This window comes from Streptomyces sp. IBSNAI002 (assembly GCF_052244475.1).
Lineage (GTDB): Bacteria > Actinomycetota > Actinomycetes > Streptomycetales > Streptomycetaceae > Streptomyces.
This window is the reverse complement of the sequence record NZ_JBQPXG010000006.1, coordinates 199,719-218,019: the sequence shown is the minus strand read 5'-3', so window position 1 is coordinate 218,019 and position 18,301 is coordinate 199,719. Positions and strand designations below refer to the sequence as shown.

Annotated in this window: 19 protein-coding genes; 8 read left to right on the top strand and 11 right to left on the bottom strand. The window is 72.4% G+C overall.

Annotation, left to right across the window (positions count from 1 at the left end):
* Positions 1 to 60: 60 nt before the first annotated feature.
* Positions 61 to 480: a cellulose binding domain-containing protein gene (locus tag ACTVZO_RS44250; protein WP_443304443.1), complete on the top strand. Its 420-nt coding sequence runs from the start codon at positions 61 to 63 to the stop codon at positions 478 to 480.
* Here ACTVZO_RS44250 and ACTVZO_RS44245 read toward each other — a convergent pair.
* From ACTVZO_RS44245 to ACTVZO_RS44215, 7 genes are all read right to left on the bottom strand, one after another.
* Entirely contained in the window at positions 426 to 872 is a 447-nt protein-coding gene (locus tag ACTVZO_RS44245; protein ID WP_443304268.1) for an SsgA family sporulation/cell division regulator, read from the bottom strand. The two genes, ACTVZO_RS44250 and ACTVZO_RS44245, sit on opposite strands and share 55 nt — an antisense overlap.
* An 11-nt stretch (positions 873 to 883) precedes the next feature.
* Positions 884 to 1,567 carry a response regulator gene (locus tag ACTVZO_RS44240; RefSeq protein ID WP_443304267.1) on the bottom strand — a complete coding sequence of 228 codons (684 nt, stop codon included), beginning with the start codon at positions 1,565 to 1,567 and terminating at the stop codon, positions 884 to 886.
* Positions 1,568 to 1,572: 5 nt separating this feature from the next.
* On the bottom strand, positions 1,573 to 2,769 hold the full coding sequence (locus ACTVZO_RS44235; RefSeq protein ID WP_443304266.1) for a sensor histidine kinase: 1,197 nt from the start codon (positions 2,767 to 2,769) through the stop codon (positions 1,573 to 1,575).
* 5 nt (positions 2,770 to 2,774) lie between these two features.
* The gene (locus tag ACTVZO_RS44230) at positions 2,775 to 4,637 is read right to left on the bottom strand and encodes a sensor histidine kinase (RefSeq protein ID WP_443304265.1); all 1,863 of its coding nucleotides are present in this window, start codon (positions 4,635 to 4,637) and stop codon (positions 2,775 to 2,777) included.
* 192 nt (positions 4,638 to 4,829) lie between these two features.
* Positions 4,830 to 5,258, bottom strand: a complete 429-nt coding sequence (locus ACTVZO_RS44225; protein ID WP_443304264.1) for a roadblock/LC7 domain-containing protein — start codon at positions 5,256 to 5,258, stop codon at positions 4,830 to 4,832.
* Positions 5,259 to 5,305: 47 nt separating this feature from the next.
* On the bottom strand, positions 5,306 to 5,779 hold the full coding sequence (locus ACTVZO_RS44220) for a roadblock/LC7 domain-containing protein (protein ID WP_443304263.1): 474 nt from the start codon (positions 5,777 to 5,779) through the stop codon (positions 5,306 to 5,308).
* A 132-nt stretch (positions 5,780 to 5,911) separates the two neighbouring features.
* A complete protein-coding gene (locus ACTVZO_RS44215; protein ID WP_443304262.1) occupies positions 5,912 to 6,562 on the bottom strand; it encodes a LuxR C-terminal-related transcriptional regulator in 651 nt (216 codons plus the stop codon).
* Positions 6,563 to 6,670: 108 nt separating this feature from the next.
* Between ACTVZO_RS44215 and ACTVZO_RS44210 the strand changes: the two genes are divergently transcribed.
* The 3 genes from ACTVZO_RS44210 (at position 6,671) to ACTVZO_RS44200 (ending at position 9,016) form a co-directional block, all read left to right on the top strand.
* The gene (locus tag ACTVZO_RS44210) at positions 6,671 to 7,339 is read left to right on the top strand and encodes a response regulator (RefSeq protein ID WP_443304261.1); all 669 of its coding nucleotides are present in this window, start codon (positions 6,671 to 6,673) and stop codon (positions 7,337 to 7,339) included.
* Between the two features lie 181 nt (positions 7,340 to 7,520).
* Positions 7,521 to 8,222 (top strand): response regulator transcription factor, encoded by a 702-nt coding sequence (locus tag ACTVZO_RS44205; protein ID WP_443304259.1) that lies wholly within the window; start codon positions 7,521 to 7,523, stop codon positions 8,220 to 8,222.
* Positions 8,223 to 8,272: 50 nt separating this feature from the next.
* Positions 8,273 to 9,016, top strand: a complete 744-nt coding sequence (locus ACTVZO_RS44200; RefSeq protein ID WP_443304258.1) for a peptidoglycan-binding protein — start codon at positions 8,273 to 8,275, stop codon at positions 9,014 to 9,016.
* Between the two features lie 40 nt (positions 9,017 to 9,056).
* Here ACTVZO_RS44200 and ACTVZO_RS44195 read toward each other — a convergent pair whose 3' ends face one another.
* The 3 genes from ACTVZO_RS44195 to ACTVZO_RS44185 form a co-directional block, all read right to left on the bottom strand.
* Complete coding sequence (locus ACTVZO_RS44195) at positions 9,057 to 9,713, bottom strand: response regulator transcription factor (protein WP_443304257.1); 657 nt, start codon at positions 9,711 to 9,713, stop codon at positions 9,057 to 9,059.
* Positions 9,714 to 9,835: 122 nt separating this feature from the next.
* The gene (locus tag ACTVZO_RS44190; protein WP_443304256.1) at positions 9,836 to 11,074 is read right to left on the bottom strand and encodes an SPFH domain-containing protein; all 1,239 of its coding nucleotides are present in this window, start codon (positions 11,072 to 11,074) and stop codon (positions 9,836 to 9,838) included.
* Between the two features lie 164 nt (positions 11,075 to 11,238).
* Positions 11,239 to 12,510, bottom strand: a complete 1,272-nt coding sequence (locus ACTVZO_RS44185; protein ID WP_443304255.1) for a peptidoglycan-binding protein — start codon at positions 12,508 to 12,510, stop codon at positions 11,239 to 11,241.
* Between the two features lie 210 nt (positions 12,511 to 12,720).
* Between ACTVZO_RS44185 and ACTVZO_RS44180 the strand changes: the two genes are divergently transcribed.
* The 4 genes from ACTVZO_RS44180 to ACTVZO_RS44165 all read left to right on the top strand — a co-directional run bounded on the left by ACTVZO_RS44180 (position 12,721) and on the right by ACTVZO_RS44165 (position 16,670).
* Positions 12,721 to 13,401: a response regulator gene (locus tag ACTVZO_RS44180; RefSeq protein WP_443304254.1), complete on the top strand. Its 681-nt coding sequence runs from the start codon at positions 12,721 to 12,723 to the stop codon at positions 13,399 to 13,401.
* Positions 13,402 to 13,689: 288 nt separating this feature from the next.
* The gene (locus ACTVZO_RS44175; RefSeq protein WP_443304253.1) at positions 13,690 to 15,045 is read left to right on the top strand and encodes a choice-of-anchor A family protein; all 1,356 of its coding nucleotides are present in this window, start codon (positions 13,690 to 13,692) and stop codon (positions 15,043 to 15,045) included.
* 11 nt (positions 15,046 to 15,056) lie between these two features.
* Complete coding sequence (locus tag ACTVZO_RS44170; RefSeq protein WP_443304252.1) at positions 15,057 to 15,209, top strand: hypothetical protein; 153 nt, start codon at positions 15,057 to 15,059, stop codon at positions 15,207 to 15,209.
* A 444-nt stretch (positions 15,210 to 15,653) separates the two neighbouring features.
* Positions 15,654 to 16,670, top strand: a complete 1,017-nt coding sequence (locus ACTVZO_RS44165) for an NHL domain-containing protein (protein WP_443304250.1) — start codon at positions 15,654 to 15,656, stop codon at positions 16,668 to 16,670.
* Between the two features lie 118 nt (positions 16,671 to 16,788).
* On the opposite strand, the gene ACTVZO_RS44160 is transcribed toward ACTVZO_RS44165, so the two are convergent.
* Entirely contained in the window at positions 16,789 to 17,952 is a 1,164-nt protein-coding gene (locus tag ACTVZO_RS44160; protein WP_443304249.1) for an NHL domain-containing protein, read from the bottom strand.
* Positions 17,953 to 18,301 lie beyond the last annotated feature (349 nt).

The following is an 18,301-nucleotide window of genomic DNA, read 5'->3' as shown; positions in this document are numbered from 1 at the left end:
CACCGCATAGGCTCGGTGGCCGGGGAACGATCCCGAACACCCGGTGAGGAGCCGTCCGTGATGCTGAGTCAGGCCAGGGGCCGCAGGCGCGTGAGCCTCAGGGCGCACCCCGTCGAGGTGCAGGCCGCGGCCACGGGTGCGATGGCGGTCTCGTTCGCCAAGACCGCCCAGTGGAGCACCGGTTACACCGGCTGCTACGAGCTGCGCAACGCGTCACCGCACATGCAGAAGGACTGGCGCCTGGAGTTCGTCCTGCCCGAGGGTGTGGAGATCCACTCGATGTGGAACGCGACGTACGCGGTCACCGGACGCACCGTGACCGTCACCCCCGAACACTGGATCCGGGACATCGAACCGGGCCGCAGGATCTCGATAGGATTCGGCGTCCGGCACGAGGCGGCCGCGCACACCGCGCAGATCCTGCCTCATCCGTCGGCCGCCTCCAGGATCCGCCGGATGCACCCGTCCACGTCCAGGTGACCGGACTCGGCGTCCACCGGCACCCGTTCCAGCATCCCCGCCGTCCAGGCCAGCAGATCCTCGCGGGACACCTGGAGCAGGGCGCTCAGGGAGCCGTCGGACAGCGCGATGGACACCCACGGCTGCACGTCGTGCTCCACCGGCCACACCCGCACGTCTCCCTCGCCGCAGGCCGCGTAGGCGCCGCCGATGAGCAGACTGCGCGCGAACACCCACTTGGACCAGCCGTTCCCGTCTGCCACGGGGAACGTCATGCCGACTTCGAGCGGGGTCTCGGCGGAGTACTCCCACAGCACCCAGACGGGGACCGCGGGGCCCTCGTCGGGCAGGTAGCACATCCGGATCCACTGCTTCACGGCCGCCTGGCCACGGGCACCGTCCCTCCCCCTCATCCCGTCCTCCCCTACCGCGAGGCCTCGCCGTCGGCGGCCGGGTTGCCGGCGAGCCCGACGGTGTAGGCGACGACCGCCGCCTGCGTACGGTTTTCCAGCCCGAGCTTGGCCAGCGTCCGCGACACGTACGTCTTGACGCTGGCCCCCGCCAGGTGCAGCTCCTTGGCGATCTGCTCGTTCGTCATGCCCATCCCGACCAGCGCCAGGACCTTGCGCTCGCTCTCGCTGAGCGCGGCGACCTTCGCGTTGACCCCGTGCACGCGCACCGGCATGCGCCGCACCGCGCGGCGCACCAGGTTCTGCAGGACGTCGGGCGCGAAGACCCGGCCGCCGGAGGCGACCACGTGCAGGGCGGAGAACAGCTCCTCGGCCCGGAGGTCCTTGAGGAGGAAGCCGCTGGCGCCGGCGTTCAGCGCGTCGAACACCTCGCCGTCGGCGCTGTAGGTGCTGAGCACCAGCACCCGGGGCGGTTCCGGCAGCTGGACGATCTTGCGCGTGGCGCTGACCCCGTCCACGTTCGGCATCCGCAGGTCCATCATCACGATGTCCGGGCGGTGGGTCTTCGTCTGGATGATGGCGTCGGCCCCGTCCACGGCCTCCGCGACGACCTCGAACTCCTCCGAAGCCTCCAGCATCATGCGCAGGCCGGAGCGGATGATGGCCTGGTCGTCGACGATCACGACGCGAATGGTCATGGCGGTCACTCCTTCTCGGTGCTGCCCGGCGGCAGCGTGATCACGGCTTGAATCAGGTAACCGCCGTCCGGTACCGGGCCCGCGACGAACGTCCCGCCGACGGCTTCGACGGCTTCCCGCATGCTGTGCAGGCCGATGCCGCCGGAGTCGCCCGCGGGCTGCTTCTGCAGCGGCCGGTCGTTGCGGACCGTCAGGGTCGCGGAGCGCTCCTCGAACGCCAGCGTGAGCGCCACCGGCGCGCCGGGCGCGTACTTCGCCGCGTTGGTCAGGGCCTCGCGGCTGATCCGGTACAGCAGTGCCTCGTTGCGGGCTCCCAGTGCGCGCACCGTGCCCCGCACGGTGTACGTGGCGTCCATGCCCACGGCGCGCATGTTGCGGGCCAGTCCCTCGAGGAACTCGTCGCAGCTGATGCCGGAGAGGCAGGCCTCCTCGTCATCGCGCAGCACGGCGATGACCCGGCGCAGCTCCTGCATGACGAGGATGGCCCCCTCCTGGATGTCGTGGAAGGCCTCGGCCGCCTGCGGCGTCAGACCGGGCTGCCGGGTCGCGCCCGAGGCCCGCAGGACGACGAAGGTGGCGTGGTGGCCGACGGTGTCGTGGATCTCGAAGGCCAGCCGGGTCCGCTTCTCCAGGATCGCGAAGCGCGCCGCGTGGTCGGTGGCCGCCTGCGCGTGGGACAGCTGCTCCTGCAACTGGTCCTTCAGCTCGCGCTGGCGGCGCACCACGTGCCCGTAGAAGGCGGGCAGGACCGTGTACAGCACCACCATGTAGGTGCGCCAGGTGGGATCCGCCACGACCTCGCCCGTCAGCGTCCTGGTCATGACGTACGCCAGGGCGCTGCCGCCGACGACGAGGGCGCGCCGGCTCCGGCCGTACAGGCCCACGGCATAGGACGCGGCGATCAGGGCGGTGGCCTCGTCGGAGGCCAGCGTCGCCACCACCGCGAGGAGGACGCACAGCTCGGGGCGGTTCCTGCGCCACACCAGACTCGCGGCGGCGGCCAGCGCGCACAGCAGGCTCAGTACGTACGAGTGGGTGAAGCCCGTCTGGTAGCTGGAGGTCAGCACGACGCCGCTGGCCACCGCGACCAGGAGGACGAGCGTGGTGTCCTGCGCGCGCTCGCCCAGCGGGCAGTTGCTGCCCGCCATCGCCCGCAGCCGGCGTGCGCTCCGCCGGGACACGGTCCGCAGGTCTGCCGTCACGGCTCTCACTTCCCTGTGCGGCGGGCCGGGCCCGCCGCCACGATGTCGTCCGGCAGCGCGACGAGGACCTGGGTCCCGCCGGCCGCCGAGTCCAGGTACACGCGGGCGCCGTGCCGGGCGGCGAGCAGGCCGACCACGTACAGGCCGATGCGTCCGCCGCGTACCGATTCGATGGCCGGAGCGGCCTGGAGCCGTACGTTGAGTTCGTCGAGCTGGTCCGCGGCGATCCCCGAACCGCTGTCGCTGACCCGTACGACGACTCCGCCGCCGTGGTCCGCGGCCTCGGCGCCCACCCGTACGGGCCGTCCGGCCTCCGAGAACCGGGTCGCGTTCTCCAGCAGTTCGGCCACCAGGTGGGTCAGGTCGTGCACCGCGTGCGCGGCGACGGCGACCTCCGGCACGCCGGTGATCTCGATCCGGGTGAAGTCGTCGACCTCGGCCGCCGCGGCCCGCAGGACGTCCACGAGCAGCGCGTCCTCGAAGTGCCGGCGGCCCACCCGCTCACCGGCCAGCACCAGCACGCTCTCGCCGTGCCGGCGGATCCGGGTCGCCAGGTGGTCCAGGGTGAACAGGGGCTCCAGCGCCCGGGGGTCGGCCTCGTCCATCTGGAGCCGGGCGAGCAGTTCGAGCTGCTGCTGCACCAGTACGTCGCCGCGCCGCGACACGGTGGCGAGCGTCTCGTGCACCGAGGCCCGCAGCGTCAGCTGCCGGACCGTCTGGGTCACCGCCTCCTGCACCACCTCGTCGAAGGCGCGCTCCACCTCGCCGATCTCGTCCCGTACGCCCGTGTCGACGGGCGGCACGTCCACCCGCAGCCGTCCGGGCTCGGAGGCCCGTGACATCCGGTCCACCAGCACGGGCAGTTCGGCCGCGGCCTTCAGGGCGGAGCGGCGCAGCTGCCGGAGCCTGCCGATGAGACGGCGGGCCACGAGCACGGCCACGACGGCGGTGCCCAGCAGCGCAACGGCGATGGCGGAGAGGTGGATCACCAGGGAGCGGTAGGCGGCGGTGCGCTCGGCGGCCGCCTCCCGGACCGAACGGTCCAGCAGCGCGGTCTCCGCCGTGTGCAGGCCGTCCACCGCCTGGTTGGCGGCGGCGGCCCACTCCTGGCGGGAGGGACGGGTACCGGACAGGGCGGCCTCCAGCAGGGCGTCGGTCCGGGCGGTGTCGGCCGCGCCGCCGTACGCCTCGCGGTCGGCCGGGACCGCGGCGGACCGGAACTGACTGAGCATCTGCTGGGCGACGCCCTGCTGAGCCCGCAGATAGGCCGCCTGCTCCTTGGTGGTCTCGGGCCGGGCGAGGGCCGCGCCGAGCACGGCCCGCTGGTTGGAGAGGGCGAGCTTTCCGGTGACCAGGGACTGCAGGGCACCGGGCCGCGAGCCGCCGGGTACGTCCCGTCCGGCGGCCACGTGCAGGGCCAGCAGCCGTCCGACGATGTCGCCGTAGGCGGTGACGGCGGCTACGGAGCCGGTACCCACGTCCCCGTCCCGGGCCTGCCGCAGGTCCGCCAGGGCGGCGGTGGCGTCGGCGAGGAGGCCGGAGACCTGCCGGTCGCCCGCGCACGCGGCCGCCGCCGTACGGAACGCGGCCACGGAGGTGTCCGTCGTCGCGCGCAGGCGCCGCAGTTCATCGGTCGCCCGGCCCGCGTCGCGTGCGAGCGTGTCCCGCTCGTTCTGCAGGTCGTGGGCCAGTAGGGTGGCCGTCATCAGCACGCCGGCCCTCCTCTGCGCTTCCGTGGTCGCGGACAGCCGCCCGGCCGAATGGCCGATCACCAGCAGGGCGAGCGCGATGGCCAGCGCCACCGGCAGGGCGAGTACCGCCGTGACGCGTGGAGCCAGGCGCCAGTGACGTGGTGAGAATGTGCTCATCGGTCCAAACATCGTCGAACAGCGGCCCGGTACGCGGGCCGTGGGACTGGCGCGGCAATCCCCATCGGCCCCGAGCCTCCCGTGAACAGGCTCGCAGCAGGTCACCCGATGCCGCTCGACCAAAGGGAATCAAGAACGGGCCGATGGAGGACACCTTGGTGGGCCTCTAGCGCCGGGGCCCGGCCGCCGGGCTCAGCCCGGGTTGAGGAACAGGCGGCACAGGTGTGCGCGGGTGTCGTTGTCGAGCAGGCTCGCGAGCTCCCGGGCGATCAGCGCGGCCACGTACATGACATGGCCGAGATCGGTGTCCGCGGAGGCCACGACGATGAGGCCGGTGTGATCGTCGACCGGTGCCAGACAGAGGTTGTGCCGTTCGGTGTTGATCACCACCGCGCTGGCGGCGCCGGCCCGGTAGGCCTGGGCGGCGGCCTTCGCCATCGACATCAGACTGGCCGTGAGCGCTGCGAGCCGTTCGGCGTCGGCCGGGTCGTCCGTGCCGCTGGAGGCCAGTACCAGGCCCCCGGAGGACACGAGCACCGCCCGCTCCATTCCCGGAGTGGTCTCGCGGTAGTCGGCTATGACGTGCTGGACATCGGATGCCCGGGCTTCAAGCAGTCGCATGGTCGCCTCTCGTGGCGGATTCGGGGAACGGCTCGGGCCGGCGCCGGTCAGGCGGTCGCCGCGGCATGTTCCCTCAGCGTCGATCTCAGCTCGGGTGTCAGCACGCGGCCCATCCGGTGGACGAGGCGGGTCATCTGGTAGCCCAGCAGCGACCGGTCGGACGACGCGTCGGCGGCGACCGCGAGCAGCGAGCCGTCGGACACCGAGACCACCGCCACGATGCCGTGCTGCATCTCGAGGATCGTGCGCAGCACCGCCCCCGAGCCGCCCAGTTCCGCGGCGGCGCCGGCCAGCGCGGCCAGCCCGCCGGTGAGCGGGGCGACCAGTTCGGACTCCGGGGCGTCCGTCTCGTGGACCCGGCCCAGCAGCAGCCCGTCGGCGGAGACGACGGCCACGTCGAAGGCACCTGGCAGATCCGCGAGGAACCGGCGCAGGATCCACCGGAACTCCCCGACGCCGTCCTGCGCCGCGGGGGGCGGCAGGTGCGGCGACGCGGGGGCGTGCTCATGAAGGGACGACACGGGATGCCTGTTCTCGGAAAAAGAAGGACCGGAAGGGGTGCTCACAGCGTATGTAGCCCCCGGGGGGACCCGTCCGTGACTAAAGGGAGACGCCCATCGGCCAAAAGATGATCCCGCGCCCCGAGGAAAGGCCTATCCTTCGGATTCGGTCCGGCCGAAGGCGATACGGGCGGCCTCCACGCGGTTTTTCGCGCCCAGCCGGGCCAGGATGTCGCGCACGTGGGTCTTGACCGTTCCGAGCCCGAGATGGAGCCGTTCGGCGATATCGGCATTGGAAAGCCCGGCGGCCAGGAGCATCAGCACGTCGCGCTGCCGGTCGGTGAGGGCGACCAGTCCGGGGTGGTCCTCGGTGACGGGCTCCGGCGAGGTGCGCCGCGAGGCCAGTTCGATGACGTCCCGGGTGAGGGAGGGGGCGAAGAACGCCTGCCCGGAGGCGATGCTGCGGACCGCCCGGACCAGCGAGGTCTCGAGCGAGTCCCCGGTGAGCATCCCGGAGGCCCCCGAGGTGATCGCCTGCTCCACATGGGCGGGGTCCGGTGGGCCGACCAGCAGGATCTGCGGGGCGTCGGGCTCCTTGACCAGCGACCGCGTGACGGCGAAGGCGTCGTTGCGCTGCTCGATGTGGACGATCACCACGTCCGGCAGCAGGACGCGGACCTGCTCTTTGGCGGTCGCGTGGTCCCACGCCTCGCCGATGGTGTTGATCCCCGTGCCGGGGTGCAGGAATCCTCGGAGTTCCAGGCGGGTTTCACGTTCGCTGCTGACCAGCAGGACGGTGATCACGATTGCTCCGACTGTGTGTGAGATCCGGACTACGGACATCCCCGGGCGTTCTCGGGCGGTGACATAGGTTGAATGGTAGGCCGCGTCGAATCACGGAGCTCGATCATATTGATCAAGGTACTGATCGTTGAGGACAACGTCATCACGATGGCCGGTCTGGAGCAGATCATCCAGACGAGCGAGGATATCCGGGTGGTGGGGCGCGCTTTCGACGCCTCCTCCGCCCTTTCCCTGGCCGAAAGGACGAGACCCGATGTCGCACTGGTCGACATGGTCCTTCCGGACGGTGACGGGATTTCCCTCGCGAGAGGACTTCTGGCCCTGGACGCCCCGCCACACGTCCTGGTCCTCACCGCTTTCCACGTCGCGGAATCCGTGACCGAAGCCCTGGCCGCGGGGGTTTCCGGCTTCCTCCTGAAGGATCTGCTGGTGGAGGACCTGCTCGAGGGCATCAGGGCGGCGGACGCCGGGCATTCGGTCCTGCATCCCGCGGTGACCCGCCGCCTGGTCGACTCGGTCCGCAGCGCCGACCACGTCTCGGCCGAGGAGGAGGCCCGCTTCGACTCGCTGACCGACCGCGAGCAGGCCGTCCTGCGGCTGCTGGCCCGCGGACTCACCAACGCGGCGATCGGCAGGCAGCTCGGGGTCTCCGAAGCCACGGTCAAGAACAACGTCGCGCAGCTGTTCACCAAGCTCGGGCTCACCAGCCGGGTGCAGCTGGCGCGCTTCGCCAGCCGGATGGGACCGCGCGGCGAGCAGGACGGACAGGGCGGGTGACGGGCCCGCGGGACGGGACCTAAGTCCCGTCCCCAAGGGGCCTTGGCCGGTTGTGGACACCTGCCCGCCGGGGGACGATCGGCGCTTGACTTCGCTTCGCGAAGCGCGGCCGAAAAGCCGCTTAAAGCCGCTTAAGGAACGATTACAGCGTGGCTAAGACCCGTTCGACAAGACTTGTCCCATGATCTCGACCACCGATATCCGCAGGCCCGCGGACAGCTCCGCCGGCCGGTCCGCGCCGGCCGCGACGGTGCTCATCGCCGCCCGTGACGCGGCCTTCCGGGCCGGTCTGGGCCGGCTGCTCTCCGACCGCTGCGGGTTCGAGGTCGTGGCCGAGGCCGGCTCGGGCCCGGAGGCCGCCCGGCTGACCGGCCCGTGCTCCCCGCGGATCCTGCTCGTGGAACGGGAGCTGGCGAAGGCGATGGGGCCGCTGCACGGTCCTGGCCTGGTCCTGATCGCGGACGAACCCGGCCCCGACGGCCTGGCGGACGCGCTCGCCGCCGGCGCGCGCGGGTTCGTCCCCCGCTCGCCCGACCCCCGGCTCCTGGAGGCGGTCCTGCGCCATGTGCTGGCCGGCGGCTGCGCCCTCGCGGGGGAGGCGTTCGGTGAACTGACCGGCGCTCCGGGCCGGCCGTACGCCCCCCGGTTCGCCGGGCACCACCGCAGGATCCCGCTGCTCAGCGCCAGGGAGCGCGACGTGCTCGGACTGCTCGGCCGCGGGCTGGACAACGTGGGGATCGCCGGGGAACTGCGGCTCTCCCTGGCGAGCGTGAAGACCCATGTGTCCCGTCTGCTGGCCAAACTCCACCTGGAGAACCGCACGCAGGCCGCCCTGGTCGCGAACGAGGCCGGTCTGGCCGACCCCTTGGGCGTACCCGGGTAGCCGGGCCCGCGCCGAACGCCACCGCACCGACCCACCCGAGGAGGGATCGCATGTCCGCGCAGCCGGACGGATCCGCAGCGCAGTCCGGGACCTCCATGGAGGACACCATCGTCGACGGCGAGGTCATCGTCCTCGACGTGCACGCACCGGAGCCCGGCCGCAGGTCCACGCGCACACCCCGCAGGTTCGTCCCGCTGGCGGCGGGCGGAGCCCTGCTGCTGGTCGCCGCCACGGCCGTCGCGCTGGGCTGGCGCAGCGAGAGCAGCGGCTCCATCGGCGGGCGCCTCGGGCTGGGCAGCGCGGTGGTGGAGGAGGAGTCCGCACCGGGCGACGCGGGCGCCTCCCCGGGCTCCACCGAGGGCGCGGCCCACCGGGGCGCCGCGTCGTCCACCGCGCCTCCGGTCCGCGGACCCGGCGCCACCGCGGACCCGGCGACGGCCGGAACCCCGGGCGGCACTCCGGCCGGCGCCGACCCCTCCGGGCCGCCCGCCACCTCCGTTCCCGGCAAGCCCTCGGCGACGGGCGGCGCCGGCTCCAAGCCGCCGACCTCCCCGGCCGGGCCTCCCACGCTGAGCCTGGGCGACGAGGGTGAGGAGGTCGCCGCCATGCAACGCCTGCTGAACCGGACCGGCTTCTACGACAGCCACCGCTACTCCCTCTACGACGAGGACACCAAGGTCGCCGTACGGAGGTTCCAGGAGTGGTCGGCGGTCCGCGACGAGGTGGCCGGAGAGCCGCGCGGTGTCTACGGCCCCAAGACCCGCAAGGCCCTGGAACGCGTGGCCGCCGGGTGAGCCCGCAGCGCCGGCAGCGCCCGGCCCGGCTCCGGCGGTGTCAGCCGTCCATGAAGTCGAGTTCGTAGGCCAGCACCGCCGCCTGGGTGCGGTTGTCCAGGTTCAGCTTCTGCAACAGCCGCGAGACGTACGTCTTGACGCTGGACACCGACAGGTAGAGGGCGTCGGCGATCTCGGAGTTGCTCAGCCCCGCCCCCAGCAGGCTCAGCACCCGGCGCTCGGACTCGGTGAGCAGGACCAGCAGTTCCTTGCGGCGGACGCTGAGGCCGGCCGCTCCCCGGGAGGCCTTGAGCATGAGGAAGTCGAGCATGTCCCCGGACACCAGCTGACCGCCGCTCATCACGACGTCCATGGCGGCCCGGAGCTCCTCGACGCGCAGGTCCTTCGACAGGAACCCGTGTGCCCCGGCCTCCAGCGCGTCCAGCGCCTGCTCGTCCACGGCGAACGTGGTCATGACGAGCACTCTGGGCGGTTCGCCCATCCGCATCAGCTGCCGGGTCGCCTCCACACCGTCGATCCGCGGCATCCGCAGGTCCATGAGCACCAGGCCGGCTTCGTGCTCGCGGGCCTTGCCCACGGCGTCGGCGCCGTCCTCGGCCTCGGCCACCACCTGGTACCCGGGTATGGAGTCGACCAGGAAGCGCAGGCCGGACCGGGTGATCGGCTGGTCGTCGACGATCATGACGCGCACGGTCATGAGGGCTGCACCTTCTTCTTGCTGCGAGTGGCCGTGAGCGGCCGCGGGGGATGGAGGAGGGGGAAGGGGAAGAACCCGGGACGGAACCCGGGTGAGGGGCGGGAGCGGGCGGACGCGGGCGGCTACGGCCGGTCCGGCGAAGACGGGCCGGCCGGGACGACGGCGGAGGTGCGCGCGGCGTAGAAGGCCACGGTCAGCTCGCGTGCGAACGCCTTGCGCTCGTAGTCGTCCCACTCGACGCCGCCCTGCGCCGTGACCGTGCGGGTGGTGGCCTCCACGGCGAGGGCGACCTCCTCCAGGGTTCCCTCGCGGTGCTTGGCCTCCAGGGCCGAGAGCCGGCGCTGGCGCATGGCCTCGGCGACGTGAGCGGTGTACTCGAGGCGGACGACCTGCACGGAGAAGACGTCCAGGCCGATGGCCCGCATGTCCGCGGACAGCGCCTGGGTGAGCTCGCCGGCCAGGTGCCTGCTGTCGCGGAGCGAGGCCTCCCGCTCCCGGAAGCTGTCGCACGGCAGGGTCGAGAAGACCTCGCCCGCCGCCGCCTCGATCTGCTCCTTGAGGTAGGACTCGTGGTCGTCGACGGCGTACAGGGCGCGCGCGGTGTTGCGGACCTGCCACACGACGAGCAGGACGGCGTCGACGGGAGTGCCGTCGCGGTCGGTCACCCCGTCGATCCCGGTCCGCCAGTGCCTCAGCCGGACGTCGACCACCCGCCGCGGCCGCAGCGGGCTCCGCCACACCAGTCCGGTACGCCGCAGCGTCGCCCGGTAGCGGCCCCGCGCGTGCAGGACGACGGCCGAACCGCTGCGTACGCGGGTCAGCCCCGCGAGGCCGAACAGGGCAGCCGCCCCGCACAGGACGAGCAGCCCGATCGCCGGACCGCCCCAGGACAGGACCGGCTTCGCGGGTGCCTCTCCCAGCAGGTCGGTGACCGGAGCGGTCAGCGGCCCCGGCAGCCGCCCGGTCAGCCACAGCAGCCAGACCGCGGCCGCCAGGGCGACGGTGGCGGTCACCATCGCGCACCAGCCGGGAACGCCGGAGACCGTGCGCTCCTGGAGCGTGTGGTCCACCCGCGGGTTGCGGGTCCGTGCGGCCGTGGCCGGCGGGTTCTCCGGGACGGCCGCCACCTGGCCGGACACCTCGTGGGCCGCCGGTACGGCCACCTGCTCGACGGACGGGAGTTCGCGCGCGGTCTCGGCACCGTCGGGCGCCTCGGCGGGTGAACGCCGCCCGCCGGGCCGGGACGTGCGGAACAGGTCGTCCATGGGCAGGCCGCCGATCGCGCCGGTGTGTACATGCGTGTTCAGCGCTTGCGCGGGGCTGATCTGCGGCCACCGCTCTTTGGACTGCTCGTTCCTCACCTGGCCATGCCCTTTCCTCTCACCCGCTCTACCGGGCGGATTCAGCGTGTCATCACCGCAGTGGGAACGGCCGCCGCGAAAGGAGCACCATGTGGTGCCAGGTGCTTACAGTGTGATCAACCGTCAGTGTGCTCAAGGTGCCCGGAACGGCGCCTGTCATCGCGTCAGGAATGCAGCCGGCGCCAGGTCTCCGGCCCCGGGTAGCCGTCCGCTTCCGATCCGGTCCAGCCCTGGGCGCGCTGGAAGGCCTCCACGTTGCGCCGGTCCGACTCGCTCCAGGACGGTCCGGGGCCTTCGGTGTAGTGGCGCCCGTACCCCTTCTTGACCAGCTGCTTGCCGAGTTGTGTCACGTAGTCGTTCGACTTGCCGGGACCGAAGTAGGAGGCCCCGGGGAAGGCGCCGGCCTTGTCCGATGCGCCGGAGCCGCCTCCGCTGCTGCTGCTGCCGCCGGGGACGTTCTTGCCGGTTCCGTCCACGAGCATGCGCCAGGTGTCGGGTCCGGGTATCCCGTCGGCGTCCGCGCCCGTCCACCCCTGGGCCTTCTGGAAGGCCTGGGTGGCCTTGCGGTCGTCGTCCGTCCAGGTCGGACCCGTGCCCCGCGGGTACAGCCCGGCGGCTCCCCGGCCGCTGAGCATGTCCCCGAGCCTGGTGATGTGCGCGTTCGACTTGCCGGGGCCGAAGTAGGAGGCCCCGGGGAAGGAGGAGGACGAACCGGAACCGGGGGAGGAAGCGCCGTCCTCGACGACGTTCTTGTAGCGGTAGGGGACGTACGAACCGGAGTTGGAGTAGTAGGCGTACGGGTTCGTTCGCTTGACCGCGCCGGTGGAGCCCGCCTGTTCGTAGGCGATGTACTTCGAACGGGACGAGTTGGCCCAGCCTCCGAAGATCACCACGTGGGAGCCCTTGCCGGGGTCCGCCTTGTTGTGGAACAGCAGCATGTCGCCCGGCTTCAGGTCGTTCTTCGAGATGCGGTCCGCGAAGTTCGCCAGGCTGCCGGTCCATTCGTTGCTGCCGAGCTTCCACGCCATCGAGACGAAACCGGAGCAGTCCCGCCGGTAACCGTCGTTCCACGTACCGGACATGCTGTACGGCACGCGCGCGTCCACCCAGCTCTGGGCGCGCTGGATGATCTCGCTGCGCGTGACGGAGGCGGAGTGGGCCAGCGACTTCGACGCGACGGTCTGGACCTGGAGGGCGGTCTGCAGGCCGCTCACCGCCGTCGGTGCGTTCTGGACCGCCGGCGCGGCCTGTGCCTCGGCCGTCGCCAGTCCGGTGATCGACACTCCGCCGAGGACGACCAGGGCGGCCGCCCGCCGGTGGGCCGCCGGGCCGCACCGCGTCCAGCCCCGCCGCCGCCTTGCCGTCCGCTCCGTGGCGCAGCCCGAACAGTCGCAATCGGTACGAGGGGGTATCTCCGTAAAGCTCGGGGCGGTCATCCTTCTGCTTCCTTTTGGTATGAGGGGGGATGGACGCGTTACCCGAAAATCATCCGGAGTTTCCGCGGAGCGCACGTCCGGGTGGGGATATCGTCCCCGCTGTCACCTGATCTTTCGTTGCGTCAAGGCCCTTTCTGTAAGGGCCCATCGGCTCTTTTGTGAGCGGCGCGACGAGAATTCACCCTGCTGTTCCCGTGAAAGGGGCCGTCGATGTGCCGAGTCGTGGTGGCGGACGACGAGGAGGTCGTACTGGACGGCTTGATCCGCGTGCTGTGCACCGATCCCCGCATCGAGGTCGTGGGGCGCGCCGTCACCGGCGGTCAGGCGCTGAGCCTGTCGGTCGTGCTCTCCCCGGACGTGCTCGTCGTGGACCTGCGGATGCGCGACATGGGCGGGCTCGCGGTCGCGCGCCGGCTGCGCGATGCGGGCCGCTCCCGCACACGGGTGCTGGCCGTGACCTCGGTCGCGGACCGGACCCTGCTGGTGGATGCCTGGTCGGCGGGGGTCCGGGGGGTCCTGATCAAGAGCTCCGCCCCCTCGGACCTGCTGTACGCCGTACTGAAGGTCGCCGCCGGCGGAGTCGTCGTCGACTCCCTGCTGGCCTCTGACGTGCTCGATCACCTCGCGCGCTTCAAGGACCCGGCTACGGAGGCCTTCGAGCGGCGTTGGGAGCAGCTGACGCCCCAGGAGAAGCGCGCGGTGGAGGGAGCCTCGCAGGGGCTGACGAACCTGGCGATCGCCCAGCGGCTCGGCGTGGCGGAAGGGACCGTCAAATCGCACGTCTCGCGGGCTCTGGGGAAACTACAGATGCGAAACCGCGCCCATGTCGCCGCGGTTTTCAACCGGGTTCCGGAGATGCGCGGAGCGCGTTCTGAAGAAGGCGGCGCCTGAGCGTGAGAAACGTGCCCCCGCTCCCGCCGACCGGAAAGTTTCGCAAGCGGGGGCACTGCGGCACAGTCTAGGAAGCGGCCGGTGCCGGTGGGGGCTGCCGGGGGGACAGGGGCCGTCATCCTCCGGCCCGCACCGGGGGTTCTTTTGATGACGCCATGTGAGGTGCGTCACGGATTTAGGTCTGTTTAAGAAACTTAAGGACGCGATGCCCGATTTGTAGCGACAAGGGGGTATTTGACGTCGCATTTCGTGTAGCGGAAGGTCGATCCCACGGCCAGGATCCCGGCCGTGTCCGCCCCGCATCCCCGTACCGACCTGGAGTCACCCATGCGCGCCCACGCCGCAGTAGCCATCCTCGGCCTGACCGGCACGTTCCTCCTCGACGCGGGAACCCCGGCCTTCGCGGCCCCGTCCTGCGCCGACGCACCGCTGGGTGCCGCCGGCGGGTACGCCGAGTTCGTCGAGGGCGACTCCCTGCGGTACTCCGACTCCGAGGGCGCCGTCGCCGTCGGCGGCGACGCCCGCTTCGGCGACCCGGCCACCGGCCAGGGATTCTCCATCGGCGACAAGCTGACCGCCACCGACCTCGGGAAACTTCCCGGTAAGCACAGCATGGTGGTCGGCGGCACCCTGCACGCCAACCAGGTGGTCCTCGGCAAGGGATCCGGCCGCTACGGGGAACTCCGCCAGTCCGGCGGCGATTTCGCGGTGGACGGCGAGCACAGCAAGGGCGCCGCCCCCTTCGACTTCGCCGGCGAGTTCGCCACCCTCCGCGACCGCTCCGCGGGCTGGGCGGCGGCCGAGGCCAAGGGCTCGGTGGGCCGGTCCGGTGCCACCGGGCAGCTGCTCCTGACGGGCGAGGACAAGAAGGTCAACGTCTTCGCGGTGAACGCGGCGGACCTGCAGAAGGCGAGCAGCGTGGCGATCAAGGTGCCGGCCGGCTCCACCACCCTGGTCAACGTGATCGGCGCCGCCTACGACAGCGGGGCCTCCTCCTTCTACGGGATCTACCTCTGGGACCCGGAGACCGGGAAGTACGTACTCGACGACTACGCCGCGGGCAGTGCCCAGTTCAAGGCGATCCGCTCGAAGCTGCTGTGGAACTTCCCGAACGCCTCGTCGGTGGTGAAGAACCACGCTTCCTGGCCGGGCACGATCCTCGCGCCGAACGCGCACGTGGAGCTGGGCCGCAAGGCGGGCTCGGTGGCCCCGGGCCACGTCAACGGCTCGGTCATCGCGAAGAAGCTGACCTCGGTGCCCGGCGCAGAGACCCACCGGATGGCCTTCGCCGGCTGCCTCCCGGCGGCGGGCGCCCCCAGCAAGCCGATCACGCCGCCGTCCGACCCGGACCCGGTCGTCACCCCGCTGCCGGAGCTGCCCGACCCGAAGGACCCGGAGGACGTCCCCGTCCGGCCGTCGCCCTCCACCCCGCCGTCCGACACGCCGTCGGACTCGTCCACCTCGGGGCCCGCGGCGCCCGGGAACGGTGACCCCTCCCAGGACCCCGCGGCCGATGGCAGTCTGGCCAGCACGGGCGGCGGGATCGCCCCCGCCCTGGTGACCGCGGGCGTCGCGGCCGTGGCCGTCGGCGGCGCGCTGGTCACCGTGACCATGCGCCGGCGCCGGGGCGATGCCCGCGGCTGACGGAGGCTGCCGTGATCGTTGTGTGGATCATGCTCGGCTGGCTGGTCCTGTCGGTCGCGGCCTGCGCTCTCTACAGCCTGCTGCGCGCCCCGGCCCGGCGGGCCGAGCGGGCCGAGCGGGCCCGGCGGGCAGCCGGAAGTGCCGTTGAGTGGACCGATGGTTGATCCCCAGTGGATCGGTGCCGGCCGGTAGTGCCGGATGTGTCACGGTTGTCCAGGGGGTCGCCCCGGGTCCTTCGTCCCCCGTCGTCGGACCCGGGCGGCCCCTTTCTCGGCGTCCTCTGACGACATGGCACAGATGATTTCTGCTGATGTGCCGGAAATGTTACTTCAGTTGGAAGAGGGGCCGATCAGCGATGGTCCCCCGCCACCCCAGCCGCTCCAATAGGACGCACAGCCCCGTGCGGAGCCTTCCGGAAACGGAGGCGGGGACCGCCCGGGGACAAGGACAGTCCGATGACCGAATGAGGTTGCAACAGGATGCGTGTGGGGCGAGGCGCGGCGCAGGCCGCGCTGCCGGTGTGTACGGGTTTACTCACCGGAGGGGCCGGACAGGCCGAGCGCGTGGGGCGGCAGACCGGCCGCACCGGGCGGCTCGGCGGTCCCGGCATGATAACCACGCTCGCGGGGACGGGCGTACGGGGCTTCCGCGGGGACGGCACCTGGGCGTACCTCGCCCGGCTCGCCGCTCCGCAGGGGGTGGCGGCGGCACCGGACGGGTCGGTGGTGTTCATCGACCGGACCAACAACCGGGTCCGCAGAGTCGGCCCCAGCGGAGTGATCACGACGGTCGCCGGCACCGGTGACTGCGGGGTCGGCGGCGACGGAGGACCGGCCGTCGAGGCGCGCCTGTGCTACCCGTGCGGTCTCGCGGTCGCGCCGGACGGAAGCGTGATCATCTCGGACACCTTCGTCGACCGCGTGCGGAGGGTGGACCCCGTCGGGGTGATCACCACGATCGCCGGCTGCCGCCCGGCCGAACCGGGCGCCGGGGCGGAGGGCGATCCTGCCACCCGGGTCCGGCTCAGCCGTCCGGGAGCGGTGGCGGTCGCGCCCGACGGCAGCGTGCTCATCGCGGAGCCCTACCGCTTCCGGGTCCTCAAGGTGGACCCGTTCGGCCTGGTCAGCCTGGTCGCGGGAAGCGGTGCCAAGGGGTTCGGCGGCGACGGCGGCCCGGCCCGGTACGCGAGGCTGGGAGCCGTACAGGGCCTCGCGGTCGCCCCCGACGGCAGCCTGCTGCTCGCGGACGCCGGGAACCGCCGGATCCGCAGGGTCGACCCGGCCGGAGTGATCACCACGGTCGCCGGCAACGGCCGGTCCGCCGACCGGGGTGACGGCGGGCCCGCGGCCCAGGCCTCGTTCACCACGCTCTCCGGCATCGCGGTCGCGGCGGACGGCGGCGTGCTCGTCTCCGACGAACGCGCCGGACGGGTACGCAGGGTGGACCCGTCGGGCATCATCACCGCGTTCGCCGGGGACGGCGACCAGGGCTTCGCCGGCGACGGCGGCCCCGCGACCCGCGCCCGGCTCAACTACCCGCACGGCGTGGCCGTCGCGCGCGACGGCGGCGTGGTGATCGCGGACCGGATGAACCACCGGCTCCGTCACGTGGGCCCCGAGTCCTGACCCCCGCCGCCCACGGGCGGCACCCAGAACCGGGGGAGCGCCCCGGCACCGACCCGGCTCATTCCCGCCGGGACGCTCCCCCCCACCCCGCGAGGGTCCACCGGCCGCGGCCGCCGGCCTAGCCGAGTGAGGCGGCCGGCGGACGCACCGACGGGCGCACCACCCCGTGGACCAGGCGCAGCCGGTCGTGGAAGTAGTCCGCGACCACCACGCTGCCGTCCGGCCGCAACGCCACCGCGCGCGGCTCGCCCAGCTCGGCGCGGAGGGCGGACTCGCCGTCGCCCCCGGTCCCGAACCGGCCGGCGCCGGCGACGGTCGTGATGACCCCGGCCGGATCCACCTTCCGCAACCGGTCGTTGAAACTGTCCGCGATCACCAGCGAGCCGTCCGGGGCCACCGCCACGTCCCGGGGGCTGTTCAGCCGTGCCCGGACGGCGGGCCCGCCGTCACCGGTGTCCCCGGGGAGCCCGTTGCCGGCGACCGTGGTGACGGTCCCGTCGCGGCCGATCCTGCGGATCCGGTGGTTGTTGGTGTCCGCGAACAGCAGGGTGCCGTCGGGGGCGGGCGCCAGACCGTACGGGCAGTTCAGCGCGGCCCACGCTGCCGGACCGTAGTCGCCCGTCGAGCCGCGGCTGCCGGTGCCGGCCACGGTGGTGATCGTCCCCGCCGGGTCGATCCTGCGGATGCGGTGGTTGAAGGTGTCGGCGAGGAACACGCTGCCGTCCGGAGCCGCCGCGATGTGCGTGACGTGGTTCAGCCGGGCCCCGGTGGCCGGTCCGCCGTCACCGCCGTATCCGGCCAGCCCGTCTCCCGCGATGGTGGTGATCGTGCCGTCGGGCCCGACCCGGCGCACGCGGTGGTTGTTGGTGTCGGCGACGAGCAGCGCCCCGTCCGGGGCGAGCGCCACGCCGTACGGGTACTTCAGCCGGGCCTCGGTCGCGGGACCGCCGTCGCCGGTGTCCCCCCACCGCCCGTCGCCCACGACGGTGGTGACGGTGCCCTCCGCGTCCACCTTGCGCACCCGGTTGTTGAGCAGGTCGGCGAAGACGACACTGCCGTCCGGCGCGGCCGCGATCCCGTGCGGGGAGGAGAGCCGGGCCAGCGCCGCGGGACCCCTGTCCCCGGAGAAGCCGGACGCACCGCAGCCCGCGAACCGGTTGATGGGGGAGGAGACCTCCGCGGCGGCGCGGGCCTGCCGCCACACCCGGGTGTCCCCCTCGGCGGCGGCGGGCGTCACCGCGTCGCCCGGCGCCCCACGCCACACCTGCACCTGCACCTGCACCGAGCGGTCTCCCTCGTCGTACCGGGGGCCTCCGCACGCGGGGGCCGTCCGAAACCGGATCCATCTGCCGCGAACCCTGGCACCGCCACCCGTCCGGTGTCCGCGCCGAACGGCTCGACTCCCGGCCGAAGGAGAACAGCCTTCCGGCGGCGGGGCGGGTGTGGCCGTAAGGGCAGCGTGAAGGGACCAACGGCCCTGTGGGTGGGGACCTATGGCGGCTGTGGCGCCCGGTCCGGAGTCCTTAGTGTCTGGGACGTGAGAAATGGCCCCTCGCACGTGGCGGGTGGCAGCAGAACGGCCGCCGGGGGCACTGCCCGCGGCGCTGCTGCCACCTTCCCCGCCCCCTCGG

Bases quoted from the DNA above. Each gene is read 5' to 3' on its own strand.
- ACTVZO_RS44250 (WP_443304443.1), top strand. From the start codon at position 61: ATGCTGAGTCAGGCCAGGGGCCGCAGGCGCGTGAGCCTCAGGGCGCAC.
- ACTVZO_RS44245 (WP_443304268.1), bottom strand. From the start codon at position 872: ATGAGGGGGAGGGACGGTGCCCGTGGCCAGGCGGCCGTGAAGCAGTGG.
- ACTVZO_RS44240 (WP_443304267.1), bottom strand. From the start codon at position 1,567: ATGACCATTCGCGTCGTGATCGTCGACGACCAGGCCATCATCCGCTCC.
- ACTVZO_RS44230 (WP_443304265.1), bottom strand. From the start codon at position 4,637: ATGAGCACATTCTCACCACGTCACTGGCGCCTGGCTCCACGCGTCACG.
- ACTVZO_RS44225 (WP_443304264.1), bottom strand. From the start codon at position 5,258: ATGCGACTGCTTGAAGCCCGGGCATCCGATGTCCAGCACGTCATAGCC.
- ACTVZO_RS44205 (WP_443304259.1), top strand. From the start codon at position 7,521: ATGATCTCGACCACCGATATCCGCAGGCCCGCGGACAGCTCCGCCGGC.
- ACTVZO_RS44200 (WP_443304258.1), top strand. From the start codon at position 8,273: ATGTCCGCGCAGCCGGACGGATCCGCAGCGCAGTCCGGGACCTCCATG.
- ACTVZO_RS44195 (WP_443304257.1), bottom strand. From the start codon at position 9,713: ATGACCGTGCGCGTCATGATCGTCGACGACCAGCCGATCACCCGGTCC.
- ACTVZO_RS44185 (WP_443304255.1), bottom strand. From the start codon at position 12,510: ATGACCGCCCCGAGCTTTACGGAGATACCCCCTCGTACCGATTGCGAC.
- ACTVZO_RS44180 (WP_443304254.1), top strand. From the start codon at position 12,721: ATGTGCCGAGTCGTGGTGGCGGACGACGAGGAGGTCGTACTGGACGGC.
- ACTVZO_RS44165 (WP_443304250.1), top strand. From the start codon at position 15,654: ATGATAACCACGCTCGCGGGGACGGGCGTACGGGGCTTCCGCGGGGAC.